The 15,104-nt window shown below is 47.2% G+C and carries 14 protein-coding genes; 10 read left to right on the top strand and 4 right to left on the bottom strand.

Annotation, left to right across the window (positions count from 1 at the left end; all coding sequences use genetic code 11):
- Positions 1–47: 47 nt before the first annotated feature.
- Together QFZ48_RS04360 and QFZ48_RS04355 are read left to right on the top strand one after the other, a co-directional pair.
- Positions 48–710, top strand: a complete 663-nt coding sequence (locus QFZ48_RS04360; RefSeq protein WP_429045453.1) for a TrmH family RNA methyltransferase — start codon at positions 48–50, stop codon at positions 708–710.
- A 9-nt stretch (positions 711–719) separates the two neighbouring features.
- The gene (locus QFZ48_RS04355; RefSeq protein WP_429061283.1) at positions 720–1,565 is read left to right on the top strand and encodes a helix-turn-helix domain-containing protein; all 846 of its coding nucleotides are present in this window, start codon (positions 720–722) and stop codon (positions 1,563–1,565) included.
- Positions 1,566–1,634: 69 nt separating this feature from the next.
- Here QFZ48_RS04355 and QFZ48_RS04350 read toward each other — a convergent pair whose 3' ends face one another.
- Together QFZ48_RS04350 and QFZ48_RS04345 are read right to left on the bottom strand one after the other, a co-directional pair.
- Positions 1,635–4,010: a ribonucleoside-diphosphate reductase subunit alpha gene (locus tag QFZ48_RS04350; protein WP_429045457.1), complete on the bottom strand. Its 2,376-nt coding sequence runs from the start codon at positions 4,008–4,010 to the stop codon at positions 1,635–1,637.
- A 38-nt stretch (positions 4,011–4,048) separates the two neighbouring features.
- A complete protein-coding gene (locus QFZ48_RS04345) occupies positions 4,049–5,023 on the bottom strand; it encodes a ribonucleoside-diphosphate reductase small subunit (RefSeq protein ID WP_429045459.1) in 975 nt (324 codons plus the stop codon).
- 444 nt (positions 5,024–5,467) lie between these two features.
- Between QFZ48_RS04345 and QFZ48_RS04340 the strand changes: the two genes are divergently transcribed.
- On the top strand, positions 5,468–6,109 hold the full coding sequence (locus QFZ48_RS04340; protein ID WP_429045461.1) for an ABC transporter ATP-binding protein: 642 nt from the start codon (positions 5,468–5,470) through the stop codon (positions 6,107–6,109).
- A 1-nt stretch (position 6,110) separates the two neighbouring features.
- Positions 6,111–7,238, top strand: coding sequence for a hypothetical protein (locus tag QFZ48_RS04335; protein WP_429061281.1), 1,128 nt, complete (start codon positions 6,111–6,113; stop codon positions 7,236–7,238).
- Here QFZ48_RS04335 and QFZ48_RS04330 read toward each other — a convergent pair.
- Both QFZ48_RS04330 and QFZ48_RS04325 read right to left on the bottom strand, forming a co-directional pair.
- Positions 7,217–7,795, bottom strand: a complete 579-nt coding sequence (locus tag QFZ48_RS04330) for an NADPH-dependent FMN reductase (RefSeq protein WP_429045465.1) — start codon at positions 7,793–7,795, stop codon at positions 7,217–7,219. The genes QFZ48_RS04335 and QFZ48_RS04330 overlap by 22 nt on opposite strands.
- Before the next feature lie 17 nt (positions 7,796–7,812).
- The gene (locus QFZ48_RS04325; RefSeq protein ID WP_429045466.1) at positions 7,813–9,291 is read right to left on the bottom strand and encodes a hypothetical protein; all 1,479 of its coding nucleotides are present in this window, start codon (positions 9,289–9,291) and stop codon (positions 7,813–7,815) included.
- A gap of 228 nt (positions 9,292–9,519) precedes the next feature.
- Between QFZ48_RS04325 and QFZ48_RS04320 the strand changes: the two genes are divergently transcribed.
- Genes QFZ48_RS04320 through QFZ48_RS04295 form a run of 6 tightly spaced genes read left to right on the top strand, consistent with a single transcriptional unit; the run spans position 9,520 to position 14,970 of the window.
- Complete coding sequence (locus tag QFZ48_RS04320) at positions 9,520–10,155, top strand: aconitase family protein (RefSeq protein ID WP_429061279.1); 636 nt, start codon at positions 9,520–9,522, stop codon at positions 10,153–10,155.
- Complete coding sequence (locus QFZ48_RS04315) at positions 10,121–10,921, top strand: aconitase family protein (protein WP_429061278.1); 801 nt, start codon at positions 10,121–10,123, stop codon at positions 10,919–10,921. Before QFZ48_RS04320 ends, QFZ48_RS04315 begins: the two co-directional genes overlap by 35 nt.
- A 36-nt stretch (positions 10,922–10,957) precedes the next feature.
- On the top strand, positions 10,958–11,707 hold the full coding sequence (locus QFZ48_RS04310) for a class I SAM-dependent methyltransferase (RefSeq protein WP_429045470.1): 750 nt from the start codon (positions 10,958–10,960) through the stop codon (positions 11,705–11,707).
- 14 nt (positions 11,708–11,721) lie between these two features.
- Positions 11,722–12,321: a 3-isopropylmalate dehydratase small subunit gene (gene leuD, locus QFZ48_RS04305; protein WP_370909753.1), complete on the top strand. Its 600-nt coding sequence runs from the start codon at positions 11,722–11,724 to the stop codon at positions 12,319–12,321.
- A gap of 37 nt (positions 12,322–12,358) precedes the next feature.
- Complete coding sequence (leuB, locus tag QFZ48_RS04300) at positions 12,359–13,438, top strand: 3-isopropylmalate dehydrogenase (RefSeq protein ID WP_429061276.1); 1,080 nt, start codon at positions 12,359–12,361, stop codon at positions 13,436–13,438.
- Positions 13,439–13,464: 26 nt separating this feature from the next.
- The gene (locus QFZ48_RS04295) at positions 13,465–14,970 is read left to right on the top strand and encodes a 2-isopropylmalate synthase (RefSeq protein WP_370909755.1); all 1,506 of its coding nucleotides are present in this window, start codon (positions 13,465–13,467) and stop codon (positions 14,968–14,970) included.
- Positions 14,971–15,104: the final 134 nt, after the last annotated feature.

Below are 15,104 nucleotides of genomic sequence, written 5' to 3'. Positions count from 1 at the left end.
TATCTATATTTTGGGGGTGAAGATAAGCATAATGTGTAAACGAGGAAATGTGGGTGCAGGACCATCTCTGCACTATTTCGTATTTTAGCGGCAATAATCAGCGTATGACACCGGAAAGAAGAGAAAAATTATTATCTGTATTGGGCAAACGGCAGGCTAATTTAACCGTAGTGCTGGAGGATGTACAGGACCCTCATAATGTGTCGGCGGTGATGCGTACATGCGATGCCGTAGGAATACAGGATATTTATATCATCACATCAAAAGCGCCGCGGATAAAGAACTGGGGCCACAGAAGCAGTAGCAGTGCCAAACAGTGGCTCACCATACATGATTTTGATAATGCGGCAGATTGTTTTGCCGTATTGCGCAGCAAATATGACAAAATATTAACGACACATCTCGCCGCAGATGCGGTGAGTCTTTATGATATTGATTTCAGTGGCTCTGTAGCATTGGTTTTTGGGAATGAACAGAACGGCGTGAGTGATGCCGCCAGGGCAATGGCAGACGGAAATTTTATTATTCCCCAGATGGGTATTATCCGTTCCCTGAATATTTCGGTAGCCTGCGCAGTGAGTATTTATGAGGCCATGCGTCAGAAAACCATTGCAGGGCATTATAGCAAACAGGGATTGCCGGAAGAACAGTATCAGACTTTACTGACGGAATGGGGATTCAAGGCACACGATCTGGATGAAGAAAATTAACCGCTCCTTATGGCATTAGCCGGTACACATTTCGAAGTTTCGCCGCCGTTGTCGGATATCGTGAAGCATTTTTACGTGATGCAATCCGGCCGGGATTTCGTTACTACTACCGCGCACCTTTCGCCCAACTATGAAATGATGTGGCTGTTCAATTTTGGCGCCCCTGTCAGGTTCTCTTTTGCCGCCACCCCGCTGGATGATATGCAGATAGATAAAGTGGCTGTTTTGGGCCCTTTAAGGAAGATGTTGAACTACGAATTGCTGCCGGAAACAGACCTGTTGGCCGTGGTATTCAACCTGGATGGTTTTTACCGGCTGTTCCAGGTGCCGGTAGATGCACTGAATAGTGAACAGCTCCATCACCCCGGGGATTTCATGGAGGAGGCATCTGCACATGAATTATGGGAAGTATTGAAAAGAACGCCTTCTTCAGCAGAAAGAGTAGACATTCTAAAGGATTATATCTCCACCGCTACGCATGTGGCGGAGGAAGGGGCGCTGCCGCTTTTAAACGGCGCTGATTATTTTAATGATCCGCTTATCCAGCCGGCGAAAGCCATTGCTGCAGATGCAGACCTCTCCGAACGCACGGTGCAGATGCGGTTTAAGAAATATGTTGGTTATTCCCCCAAAGAAATGCTGCGGTTTCTGCGCTTCAAGCAGGTGATCAGCAGCATAGAACACAATACCGCGGATTCGATCGACTGGTTTGATCTGATCCACGACTTTGGGTATCATGATCAGAGTCACCTGATCAAAGATTTTCAGCATTACCTGGGAACCACGCCTGAAACGTTTATTAAACAGATTGCGCGTAAGGAGTTTTGTACCACGAAGCCGGGAAAACGGTATTAGGTAAAGTTATTGCACAAAAAAATCCCTGGCCATTTGACCAGGGATTCGCATTTATACTTACATAAACCCTTATGCACTGCAGGTAACGCAACCTTCTTCCATGGTGCAAACTGCACCCACCACCATTTCTTCTGCCGCGCTGTCGCCGCCGGTAGCAACTACTGGCTGGATTTGCTGACCGCCTTGTTTCTCTACAGTAAACTGAACAGCCTGGGTGGCTGCCTGAGTACGCAGGTAGTACATACCGGTTTTCAGACCTTTCTTCCAGGCGTAGAAGTGCATGGAGGTAAGTTTACCGGTAGTAGGGGTGTCAACGAACAGGTTCAGTGATTGTGACTGGCAGATGAAAGCTCCGCGGTCAGCCGCCATATCAATGAGGTTACGTTGTTTGATTTCCCAAACTGTTTTGTACAGTTCTTTAATATTTGCAGGTATTTCAGCAATGTTCTGGATAGAACCATTGTGTGAAATAATCTTTGTTTTCATATCATTATCCCACAGTCCCAGTTCTACCAGGTCTTTCAGCAGGTGTTTGTTTACCACCACAAACTCACCGCTCAGTACACGACGGGTGTAGATGTTGGAAGTGTATGGTTCAAAGCACTCGTTGTTGCCGAGGATCTGTGAAGTGGAAGCGGTAGGCATTGGCGCCAGCAGCAGGGAGTTGCGGATACCATCTTTCACGATAGATTTTTTCAGGCTTTCCCAGTCCCAGCGTGCGGAAGGTTTCACATCCCACATATCAAACTGGAGGATACCTTTGGAGGCAGGGGAGCCTTTAAAGGTTTCGTAGGCGCCGTCTACTTTTGCGAGATCGTTGGAAGCGGTTAACCCTGCGAAGTAAATAGTTTCAAATATTTCGCTGTTCAGTTTTTTAGCTTCGTCGCTTTCAAATGGATAACGCATCAGGATAAACGCATCAGCAAGACCTTGTACACCCAGTCCTACAGGGCGGTGGCGCATGTTGCTGCGTCTGGCCTCTTCAATAGGGTAGTAGTTGTTATCGATGATCTTGTTGAGGTTCAGGGTAGCCTGGTAGGTTACCTCGAATAATTTCTGGTGATCAAATTTACCATCAATTACAAAGCGGGGCAGCGCCAGGGAGGCCAGGTTACAAACGGCCACTTCATCTGCATCAGTATACTCGATGATTTCAGTGCAGAGGTTGGAACTCTTGATGGTACCCAGGTTTTGCTGGTTGGATTTGCGGTTGGCAGCATCTTTATACAGCAGGTAGGGGTTACCGGTTTCTATTTGCGCATCGAGGATGGCAAACCAGAGATCCTGTGCTTTTACTGTTTTACGGGCGCGTCCTTCCTGTTCGTATTTGGCGTACAGGGCTTCAAATTCATCACCCCAGCATTCGTGCAGTCCTGGTGCTTCGTGCGGGCAGAACAACGACCAGTCGCCGTTGGATTCCACGCGTTTCATAAACAGGTCTGGCATCCAGAGGGCGTAGAACAGGTCGCGGGCGCGCATTTCTTCTTTACCGTGGTTCTTGCGCAGGTCCAGGAATTCGTAGATGTCGGCGTGCCATGGTTCCAGGTAGATAGCGAAAGCGCCTTTGCGTTTGCCACCACCCTGATCCACGTAGCGTGCTGTATCGTTGAATACGCGCAGCATTGGGATAATACCATTGGAAGTACCATTGGTACCGCTGATGTAAGATCCTGTAGCGCGGATATTATGAATGCTTAAACCGATACCACCGGCGCTCTGTGAAATTTTGGCCGTTTGTTTCAGGGTATCGTAAATGCCTTCGATGCTGTCGTCCTGCATGGTGAGCAGGAAACAGGAAGACATCTGTGGTTTTGGAGTGCCTGCGTTGAACAGGGTAGGCGTGGCATGTGTAAACCAGCGCTCACTCATCAGGTTGTATGTTTTGATGGCAGACTCGATGTCTTCTTTGTGAATGCCAACAGATACGCGCATCAGCATATGCTGGGGGCGTTCCTGCACTTTACCGTCTGTTTTCAGCAGGTAAGAACGTTCCAGTGTTTTGAACCCGAAATAGTCAAAGGCAAAGTCGCGGTCGTAGATGATGCTGGAATCCAGGATTTCTGCATTTTTCCGGATGATTTCCCAAACGTCGTCAGACAGCAGCGCTGCGTTTTTGCCGGTTTTGGGATCAATATAATCATACAGTTTCTTCATCGTTTTGGAAAACGACTTGATGGTATTCTTATGCAGGTTGCTTACTGCTATGCGGGAAGCCAGCAGTGCATAGTCAGGGTGCTTTGTAGTAAGGGAAGCGGCCGTTTCGGCAGCCAGGTTGTCGAGTTCGCTGGTGGTTACACCATCATACAAACCTTGTATCACTTTTTTCGCTACATCTATGGCATCTACATATTCTGTATTGAAACCATAGCATAGTTTTTCAATACGCGCAGTGATTTTATCGAACTTCACTGCTTCTTTCCTTCCATCTCTTTTGATTACGAACATGGGTTTGCGAATTTAAGAGGTTAGTAATTCAAAATGTTTTAAAAATCTTCTTCCAGGCTGAATGTCTGTGATTCTTTTGTACCACCCATTACGCCGGATTTCTGGTAATCTCCCACACGTTTTTCAAAGAAGTTGGTCTTACCCTGTAAGGAAATCATTTCCATGAAGTCAAAAGGATTAGACGCATTAAATATCTTGTTATAGCCCAGTTCACCGATCCATCTGTCTGCCACAAATTCGATGTATTGCGACATCAGTTCGGCGTTCATGCCGATCAGTCCAACCGGCAGGGCTTCTGTGATAAATTCTTTTTCATAGCTCACTGCATCGCGGATGATGCCGTGTACCTGTTCTTCACTCAGTTTGTTTTCCAGCATGCTGTAAAGCAGGCACGCGAATTCGCAGTGCAGGCCCTCATCGCGGCTGATCAGTTCGTTGGAGAAGGTTAAGCCCGGCATCAGCCCTCTTTTCTTCAACCAGAAAATGGAGCAGAAACTACCGCTGAAGAAGATACCTTCTACAGCAGCAAATGCCACCAGGCGTTCGGCGAAGTTGCCATTTTCAATCCAGCGCAATGCCCATTCCGCTTTTTTCTTTACCGCAGGTACGGTGTCGATAGCGTGGAACAAACGGTCTTTTTCTGTGCCGTCTTTTACGTAGGTGTCTATCAGCAATGCATATGTTTCAGAGTGGATGTTTTCCATCATGATCTGGAAGCCGTAAAAACACCGGGCTTCCGGGATCTGTACTTCACTCATAAAGTTTACTGCCAGGTTCTCATTTACGATCCCGTCACTGGCGGCGAAAAATGCCAGTACGTGAGAGATAAAATGACGTTCGCCATCATTCAGGCCTGCCCAATCCTTAAGATCACTGCTTAAATCTATTTCTTCTGCTGTCCAGAAACTGGCCTCATGCTTTTTGTATTGCTCCCAGATTTTTGGGTATTTGATCGGCAATAGCACAAAACGGTCCTTGTTCTCTTTTAAAAGAATTTCATTCTCGTTACTCATCTTTAATTATTTTATGGGTACTGTCGAAGGTTTTTGGTTTTTCTTTTGGGGTCAGCATACCGAAATCTTCACTTCTCTTTCCCACAATCCGATTTCAACATCTCTGCTTCCTAAAATCCATACGCTCAGGATTACAAATGTAAGCATCCGGGTAAGGCATGCCCGATATAGTTTTCAACAGGTGTGGAAAAGATATACAACTTTAATGAAAGTATAGTGGCAATGCGTGTTTCACGCGTTTTGCACTTTGTGCATATGTAATATGATTAGCATGTGAAAAGGGCCATGCAAAAATCTGGCTTATATAATTGTTTTTTTAACTGTTACGGCTAAATGAATGATGATCAGTATAAAAATGTACCCGGAAAATTTTTGTTAAAAAGAGGACCTTCCATAGATATATATGCGATAATTTTTCATATTTACACTTTTAAGTCTTTTCATATGCCCGAACCGGTTATAGCCCTTCATGCGGTTAAGAAGAACTACCAGGATGTACCTGTCCTGGATATTGCCCGGCTGGAGCTGCCCGCCGGCATTTACTGGCTGCAGGGGGAGAATGGCGCCGGCAAAACCACCTGCATGAAGGTCATGGCAGGCTTAATCCCCTTCAAAGGGGAAATACTGCTGCAGGGAAAGGTGAGCAGCCGGGAACACCCGGTACAGTTCCGCCGCCTGATCAACTACGCGGAAGCGGAACCGCTTTACCCTTCTTTTCTCACCGGCCGCGATTTACTGGAGCTTTACCTCAACACCAAAGGAGGGAACACCGGAGACATCCGGGCCATCAGTGAAAAACTGGGTGTGCATATCTTTGTGAATAACCCGGTAAGCAGCTATTCGAGCGGCATGCTGAAGAAATTATCCCTGCTGCTGGCCTTTACCGGTAACCCGGCCCTCATCCTGCTGGATGAACCCCTTATCACCATCGATACCCGCGCATTGGCCGTTTTGTACGACCTGATCCGGGAGTACAGCGCCAAAGGCGTTTCTTTTTGTATCACTTCCCACCAGCCGCTGGATGAGGAAGAATTAACGGTAACGGGCACACTGAAAGTAGCTCATAAAAACATTACGCTCAGCTGATATGCGTACCACCACGGCAATACTTAGCAAAATATTCACACAACGGTTCTATATTCAGAATACGGGCTTTTTCCTGGTACTGTTTTATTTGCTGTTCGGCGTGGTAAACGGCGCCAACCTGCTCGCCTATCACAAAGGATTGATGCTGGGCTTCCTGGGCAATTATACGTTCCTGTTCCTGGTGCTCCTGCTATGGACGTCCTACGCGCTCAAATGCGTGGGCTTCATGCTGAAAACATTTCAGCTGCAGGGATATGATTTCCTTTATCCCACCATGGGCAGCATCGATAAACCAACCCGCCGTGTTATCTGGCTGCGGCTCCATACGGCCATTTATATGCCGGTACTCGTATATGTGGCCATTGCACTCGTTATTGCGATCCAACAGGAATATTATGTACAGGCGGTGATCATCACGGTTGTTAATATTGCCAATTGCATATGGCCGTTAACGTTATATGAAAGAAAACTGGAACAACCCGATGTCATCTTTTTTACAGGCCACCTGCAACGCTGGATCAACCGGCACTTCACAAAGCCGCCGGTATTATTTTTCCTGTATGAACTGTTTACTAATTTTCCACGCCGGATTGTGAGCACCAAACTGTTTTCCGCAGGAGTGCTGTGGCTCACATTTCTCATTATGACGAGAGGTGATTATTTCGATCTCCGCGGACTACAGCTGGGTGTTATGATCAGCGTGCTTACACACATGCAGCTGATGGTGCATCATCGCGCGTTTGATGATACGTACCTCAATTTCATGGAGAATCTTCCTGTTAATTTATTCAGCCACTATATGCGGCTGGTGGGGGTATATGTGATTACTTTTTTACCGGAGATGATCATCATTACCGTTAATGCATATACGAAAACAACGCCATGGGGACTGATAACGGTATTCTGCACGGCATTATCATTAATGATCCTGTTCCGTACCCTATTGTTTTTCCCTAAAATGAATCCGGAGGTGCATGTACGTTATACCATGCTCACTTCTTTCATTGTGCTGTTCATGGTGCTCGGACATTATGAATGGCCGGCTGTACTGTTGTTACAGACAGCATCGGCCATTATCTTTTTTACAAAATACCGCAGCTATGAACCTTATATAGAAGCAGGATCATGACCCATTTTGTCGCTCAGCCGTGCCAGTGAAAGCAACAACTGAGGGATTTGCTTAATCACCAGTTCATCTGTCAGGTTACCATCGGTATCAAACTTATGCTGGGCATTGCCAATCATGATCTCCGGTTTGTTGATCACAAACGCATTCAGGAATACCATCACCTGCCGTAAATGATACTGCATCCTGGCAGTACCGATCTGGCCCTGCGAGGCGCCCATAATAGCCACTGCCTTTTCGCTGAAGGGTTTATCGGGGTGCCTGGAAACCACGTCTATCGCGTTTTTCAGGGCGCCGGGTATAGAGTAGTTGTATTCCGGTGAAACGATGATCACGCCATCCGATTCCTTAATTTTATGCACCAGCGGCACTACTTCTTCCGGCAATTGCTCGGTATGCAGGTCGGCATTGTACATCGGGATCTTGTCGAAAAATACCTGCTCCACCGTGATGTTTGAAGGACACAGTTTTTGCAGCGCTTTCAGCGCCATCGTGTTGTAAGAGCCTTTCCGTAAACTGCCGGAAATGGCAATGAAATGATACTGTTTGTCAGCAGACATATGCTCGTCGGTTTTATTTAAATGCGTTTTTCCTTATTCACAAATTTCCGGTGAATAACTTCCTGCACCGGTATGCTCTCAATCTTACTTTCCAGCCAGGAAATAATGTCCAGGTAAAGGAAGGAACGGCGTTCGTACGGATCTTCGGAGATCTGTTCCAGCCGGTCTTTCAGGTCTACGAACGCATTACGTAATGCTTTGGGATTGGCATAAATATAACGGCGGAGGAATTTCATGATTTCTTCCATCACCAAACCAAGATCCTTATGTTTTGAAATGAAATGGTAAACAGATTTGATCAGGTATTCCACCAGGCTGTAATTCTCCAGTTCGTAATGTGCAATGAGGTGCAGGATACGGGCAAAACACTGGATATCTGCCCGCAGGTTACCAATTTTTAAATTGATAATTTTATTAAGATAAACAATGGCTTTGTTGTTGTCACCGCTACCAAAATATAAACAGGCAATCTTATAGTAAAATACCAGCACCCGGTGCTGGTCTATTTTCAGGGTATGCCTGGTGATCTCTGTTTCGAGTTCCGGCACCATTTCCAAACCCTGGCTGAACGTGCCTTCCAGGAAATAACGGTTTATTTTGGCGGTATACAGGTATACAAAAGCAGAGGTGCGGGTGTTTTCGTGGAAATTATCCTGGTTGTCCCGGATAAATTCTTCCAGGTCCTGCAGGGCTGTTTTGAACTTTTCAAAATTCGAAGTATAAAAATGCGCGGTCAGTAAATTATGCTGCGCTTTAATATACAGATCCATATCCGTTTGCTGCAGGGACGGGTATTTGCGAAACAGGTCCACCCATTTCTGCGTATATCGGTAATACATCACGAAGTCCTGCAGAATATAGTAGTACCAGCTCGATGCCTGGTACATGTACACTTTTTCGTAAAAGCTCATATGCACATGCTGCAAGGGCGGCAGCTGGCTTTCAAAAAAAGACTTTACCATTTCGGCATCCCGCTCATTGCGCGCGTGGCCCAGCTTGAGGTAAAGGCCATACATCCGCAGGGAAAGGGTAGACAGGCGGCTGATATTGGTGAGCTGCTGTTCTATCTGCCTGGACTCGGCACTCAGCACTTCCGCCCGGTTTTCCAGGCTTCGCGTAATATGCCGCGATTCAATCAGCTTTTCAAACTCCACAATTTCATAGGTCAGCATTACCTCTTCCTGTTCCTGCGCCATCGTTTTGGCTTTGGCCAGTATCTTCAGGCTCTGGTTGTACAGCCCTTTATTATACAGCACCCGCGCATGGTCCAGCTGCTCGCGCAGGTCGATCAACGGGTCCTTTTGTTTATATAGCTGCCGCAAACTGGATAACAGGTGCTTGTAAAGATGTGCTTTTACATTCGATAGCTGCTGCTTTTTAATATCCGTTATTTTCTTCAGTATCTGCTCTTCATCGTACTCTTTCATTTTGTCCAGCGTGGTGAACAATTGGATAAAAAGTACATCTTCCTTGGTGTTGTTTTTGTTAAACGCCAACTGAAAATTGCGTTTTTCGGCTTTTGTTAAGGTTTTTATTAATATGAATAAAGCATCACTTTGACTGTTGGGCATCGTTATTAAAATCTTGTAATTTATTGATAAACAGTATATTAACGTGTATCAGTGGTGTTTAAAGGTTGTAATTAAAGCAAATTTAGCGATATGGCAATTAATTAAGGACCATTAGATTTGAAGGTATAAACAATTATAAAAGGAAGCAAAAGGATGGGAAAAACGTTATTTGATAAAATCTGGGATGGCCATATAGTGGTTAGCAAGCCGGGGCATCCCGATGCGGTGTACATCAACACGCACTTTATTCACGAGGTGACGAGCCCCCAGGCATTTGACGGGCTGCGTAAGCGTGGCATCCCGGTATTCCGCCCGGCTAAAACCAGGGCTACCGCCGATCACAACGTACCTACCTTACACCAGGACCAGCCTATCAAAGAAGCATTGAGCCGCCGCCAGGTGGAAATGTTGACAAAAAATACTACTGAATTCGGTGTAGAGCTTTACGGACTGGGCCACCGGTTCCAGGGCATTGTGCACGTGATAGGACCGGAGCTGGGCATCACCCTGCCTGGCATGACCATCGTTTGCGGCGACAGCCACACCAGCACCCACGGAGCTTTTGGCGCTGTTGCCTTTGGTATCGGCACTTCCGAAGTGGAACAGGTACTGGCCACCCAATGCATCCTGCAATACAAGCCCAAGCGGATGAAGATCGAAGTGAACGGACAACTGGGCAAGGGCGTACTTTCTAAAGACATCATTCTTTATATCATCTCCAAAATATCCGCTTCCGGCGCTATCCGGTTACTTCGTGGAATATGCAGGGGAAGCCATCCGCAGTCTTAGTATGGAGGCCCGCATGACCATCTGTAACATGAGTATTGAAATGGGCGCCCGCGGAGGACTCATCGCCCCGGACGATATCACTTTCGATTATATCAAAGGCCGCGAGTTCGCGCCTGAGGGAGCCGACTGGGATAAATCACTGGAATACTGGAAAACGCTGTATTCCGACAGCGACGCCGTATTTGACCAGGTGCTTACCTTTGACGCCGCCGATATAGAACCACAGATTACTTATGGTACCAACCCCGGTATGGGCATGGGCGTTACCCGCCACATCCCTTCACTGGAGCAGCTCGACGAGAAAGAAAGGCCTTCTTTCAAAAAATCGCTTGAGTATATGGACCTCCAACCCGGCGCTGAACTGCTGGGCAAAAAAGTGGATTATGTATTCATTGGCAGTTGCACCAACTCCCGCATTGAAGATTTACGCCTCGTAGCAGATTTTGTGAAAGGTAAACATAAAGCAGACGATGTAGTGGTATGGATCGTTCCCGGCTCCAAACAGGTGGAGGCCCAGGCCATGGAAGAAGGCATCGACAAAATATTTGCCGAAGCCGGTTTCCAGCTGCGTGAACCAGGTTGCTCCGCCTGCCTGGCCATGAATGAAGATAAAGTGCCTGCCGGCATGTACTGCATTTCTACTTCCAACCGTAACTTTGAAGGTCGTCAGGGTCCCAATGCCCGCACCTTCCTGGCCAGTCCGCTCACCGCGGCGGCAGCAGCCATTACGGGCAGGGTAACAGATGTAAGGGAATTGTTGGCGTAATAGTTTAACAAAAAAGAACAAATAAAGCCGAAAGCTATGGATCAATGGAACGCTGACTTATACAAAGAAAAACACGCCTTCGTGTTTGAATATGGCAACAGCCTGATCGACTGGCTGCAGCCGCAATCGGGGGAAAATATCCTGGACCTGGGTTGCGGCACCGGTGAACTCACCGCGCAGCTGGCGCAAAAAGGCGCCACCGTAACAGGAATAGATGCTTCCGCAGCTATGATCAGCAGCGCCCGTGAACATTTTCCCGGCATTTCCTTTGAAGTGGGCGACGCTACTACTTTTTCCCTGCCACAACAGTTTGATGGCATCTTTTCCAATGCTACCCTCCACTGGGTGCGGGAGAAGGAAAAAGCCATCAGCCGGATGTACGCCCAACTTAAAAAAGGCGGCCGGCTGGTGATAGAAATGGGCGGCAAAGGCAATGTGCAGCAAATCCTTACTTACCTGGAAAAGGCCATGCAGCAACGGGGTTATACCTACGAACCGTTCTGGTATTTTCCATCTCCGGCAGAATATACTACCCTGCTGGAAAAGGAAGGTTTTAAAATAGACAGGGTGCATTTTTTTGACCGCCCTTCAAAACTGGTGGATCCGGAAACAGGCATCAGCGACTGGCTGGAGATGTTTGGCGCTCACTTTTTTGCCGGTGTGCCGGAACAGGACAAAGGCGCCATCCTGCAGCAGGTGCAATACGAACTGGCGCCACAGCTGATGCGGAACGGCGAATTGTATGCGGATTATGTGCGCCTGAGAGTAGCCGCCACAAAAATTTAAACTGTAAAATCATCATGAGTAAAATATTTCAACACCTCGTTTCATCTGCGGTACCTGTACCCATCGAGAATATAGATACAGACCAGATCATCCCCGCACGCTTCCTGAAAGCTACCACCCGGGAAGGTTTCGGCGAAAACCTGTTCCGCGACTGGCGCTATGAAGCCGATAATACGCCAAAGGCGGATTTTGTGATGAACAATCCCATCTACAGTGGCCAGATCCTCGTAGGCGGTAAAAACTTCGGTTGTGGTTCCTCCCGTGAACACGCTGCCTGGGCGATTGCGGATGCCGGTTTTAAAGTAGTGGTGAGCAGCTTCTTTGCAGACATCTTTAAAAATAACGCCCTCAACACCTTCATTTTACCCATCCAGGTATCAGAAGATTTCCTGGACCGGATCTTTAAAGCCATAGAAGCCGATCCTAAAGCCGAACTGGAAGTAGACCTGGAAAACCAGTTCATAAAAATTGTGAGCACCGGCGAAAAAGAAAACTTCGATATCAACCAGTATAAAAAAACATGCCTGCTCAACGGCTATGATGATATCGATTACCTGCTGAGCCTCCGTAAAGAAATTGAACAATACGAAACCACAAGAACATATAATTTCTAATCATCAAAAAGCTAAATACTAAAAGCTAAACACATATATGGGCGTTGAGAAGAAAATACTAGTTATACCCGGGGATGGGATCGGACAGGAAGTGACCGCATGGGGACAAAAAGTGCTGACAACAATAGCCAAAAATTATCACCACACTTTTACCTTCGAAGAAGGGATCATGGGGCACGTAGCCATTGAAGCTACCGGTGATCCGCTGCCTGAAGAAACGCTGCAGAAAGCACGGAACGCCGATGCTATCCTCTTCGGCGCTATCGGTCATGCTAAATATGACAACGATCCTACCCTGAAAGTAAGACCAGAACAAGGTTTGCTGAAGATCAGGAAAGAACTGGGATTGTATGCCAACCTCCGCCCGATAAAGTTGTTTGATGAACTGCTGGAAGCATCCAGCATTAAACCGGAAATTTTACGCGGTTCAGATATCCTCTTTTTCCGTGAGCTGACCGGCGACGTGTATTTCGGTGAAAAGATCCGGACTGCCGACCGCAACACCGCTTCGGACCTCATGATCTACCACCGTTATGAAGTAGAACGCATTGCCCGCAAAGCTTACGAAGCAGCGCGCACCCGCCGCAAAAAGCTGTGCTCTGTGGATAAAGCAAACGTGCTGGAAGCAAGCCGTCTCTGGAGAGAAGTGGTGCAGGAAATAGCAAAAGAATATCCTGACGTGGAAACGGAACATATGTTCATCGACAACGCCGCCATGCAGCTGATTAAAGATCCTAAGCGCTTTGATGTAGTGGTTACGGGTAACCTGTTTGGTGATATCCTTACGGATGAAGCCTCACAGATCGCTGGCTCCATGGGTATGCTGGCATCTGCCTCTATCGGTGACAGCACCGGTTTCTTTGAACCGATCCACGGATCTGCACATGATATTGCCGGTAAAGGCATTGCCAATCCGCTGGCTTCTATCTTATCAGCTGCCCTCATGCTGGATATTTCCTTCGGCCTGAAAACAGAATCACAACGGGTGATCAAAGCCGTGGAAGCCACTCTCAGACAGGGTTACAGAACAATGGACATCGCCAACAAACACACCGTGAACGATTTCATTATGGGCACCGATGCGATGGGCGCCAAAGTATTAGAGAATCTGAATTAATCATTCAATAAAATTATTACACTATCATGGATAAAAATCGTGTATACGTCTTTGATACCACCTTGCGTGATGGAGAACAGGTCCCCGGCTGTCAGCTGACAACCGTTGAAAAAATTGAAGTAGCTAAAAAACTCGAAGCACTAGGCGTAGATATCATTGAAGCAGGTTTCCCGATTTCAAGTCCGGGCGACTTCCAGAGCGTGGTGGAAATTTCCAAAGCGGTTACAGAGCCCGTGATCTGCGCACTTACCCGTGCCAATAACAAAGACATTGATGCTGCCGCAGATGCTTTACGCTTCGCAAAACGCAAACGTATCCATACCGGTATCGGTTCTTCCGATATGCACATCAAATATAAATTCAACAGCACCCGCGATGAAATTTTACAACGTGCCGTAGCCGCTGTAACGTATGCCCGCAAGTTTACCGACGATGTGGAATTTTATGCAGAAGATGCCGGCCGCGCAGACAATGAATACCTGGCTCGCATGATCGAAGCCGTGATTGCAGCCGGTGCTACCACCGTTAACATCCCCGATACCAACGGTTACTGCCTGCCCGATCAGTATGGCGCAAAAATCAAGTACCTCGTAGATCACGTTTCCAATATCGATAAAGCGATCATTTCCGTTCACTGTCATAACGACCTCGGTTTGGCTACCGCCAATACCATTGCAGGTATTATCAACGGCGCCCGCCAGGTGGAATGTACTATCAATGGTATCGGTGAACGTGCCGGTAACACTTCGCTGGAAGAAGTAGCCATGATCCTGAAAACGCATCATGCCCTGGGTTATCATACCCAGATCAACTCAAAAGGGATCTATGAAATCAGTAATCTTGTGGAAACCATGATGCACATGCCGGTACAGCCCAACAAAGCCATTGTAGGCCGTAACGCATTTGCGCACAGCTCCGGCATCCACCAGGATGGCGTGCTGAAACACCGCGAGAACTACGAGATCCTGAACCCTGAAGATGTAGGGATCAACTCCAACTCCATTATCCTCACTGCCCGCAGCGGCCGTCATGCGCTGAAGCATCACCTGTCGCGCCTGGGATACAACCTGGAAAGAGTAAACATCGACGAAGTGTACCAACGCTTCCTGCTGATGGCGGATACCAAAAAGGAAATCAATGATGCCGATCTGCTGGAACTGATGGGCGACGGCGACGCTAAAACCTACGGCGACAATGCCATCAAAGTAATCTTACTGCAGGTGGTTTGCGGCGATCCGCTCCGCCCCATGGCTACCGTTAAACTGCGTATCAATGGCGAAGAAAAAGAAGCCAGTGCTGCCGGTAATGGTCCCGTTAATGCTACCATCAATGCGATCCACGATATTATTAAGGACGATATTGAACTAGATGAATTTAATATTCAATCCATGCGCGGCGGCAGCGATGATGTGAGTAAAGTAAACATGCGCGTAAAACATAACGGCCAGTCGTACTACGGTTTCGGTATCTCCACCGATATCGTGAACGCTTCCGTGCACGCCTACGTGGACGCGCTGAACAAGATATACTAGCCGCGGATTTTGTCTTTCCCGCTGATTACGCTGATTATACTGATTACTCGGATTTTTACTTTTTGATTTTATAAAGGATTAAGGGAGATAGAAGCGGATATTCGCTTTTATCTCCCTTATTATGTTAATCAAAT

Origin of the sequence: Chitinophaga sp. W2I13, assembly GCF_050434005.1 — a bacterium.
Classification (GTDB): Bacteria; Bacteroidota; Bacteroidia; order Chitinophagales; family Chitinophagaceae; genus Chitinophaga.
Note: the sequence above shows the minus strand (reverse complement) of the source record. Positions and strands in the feature narration are given on the sequence as shown.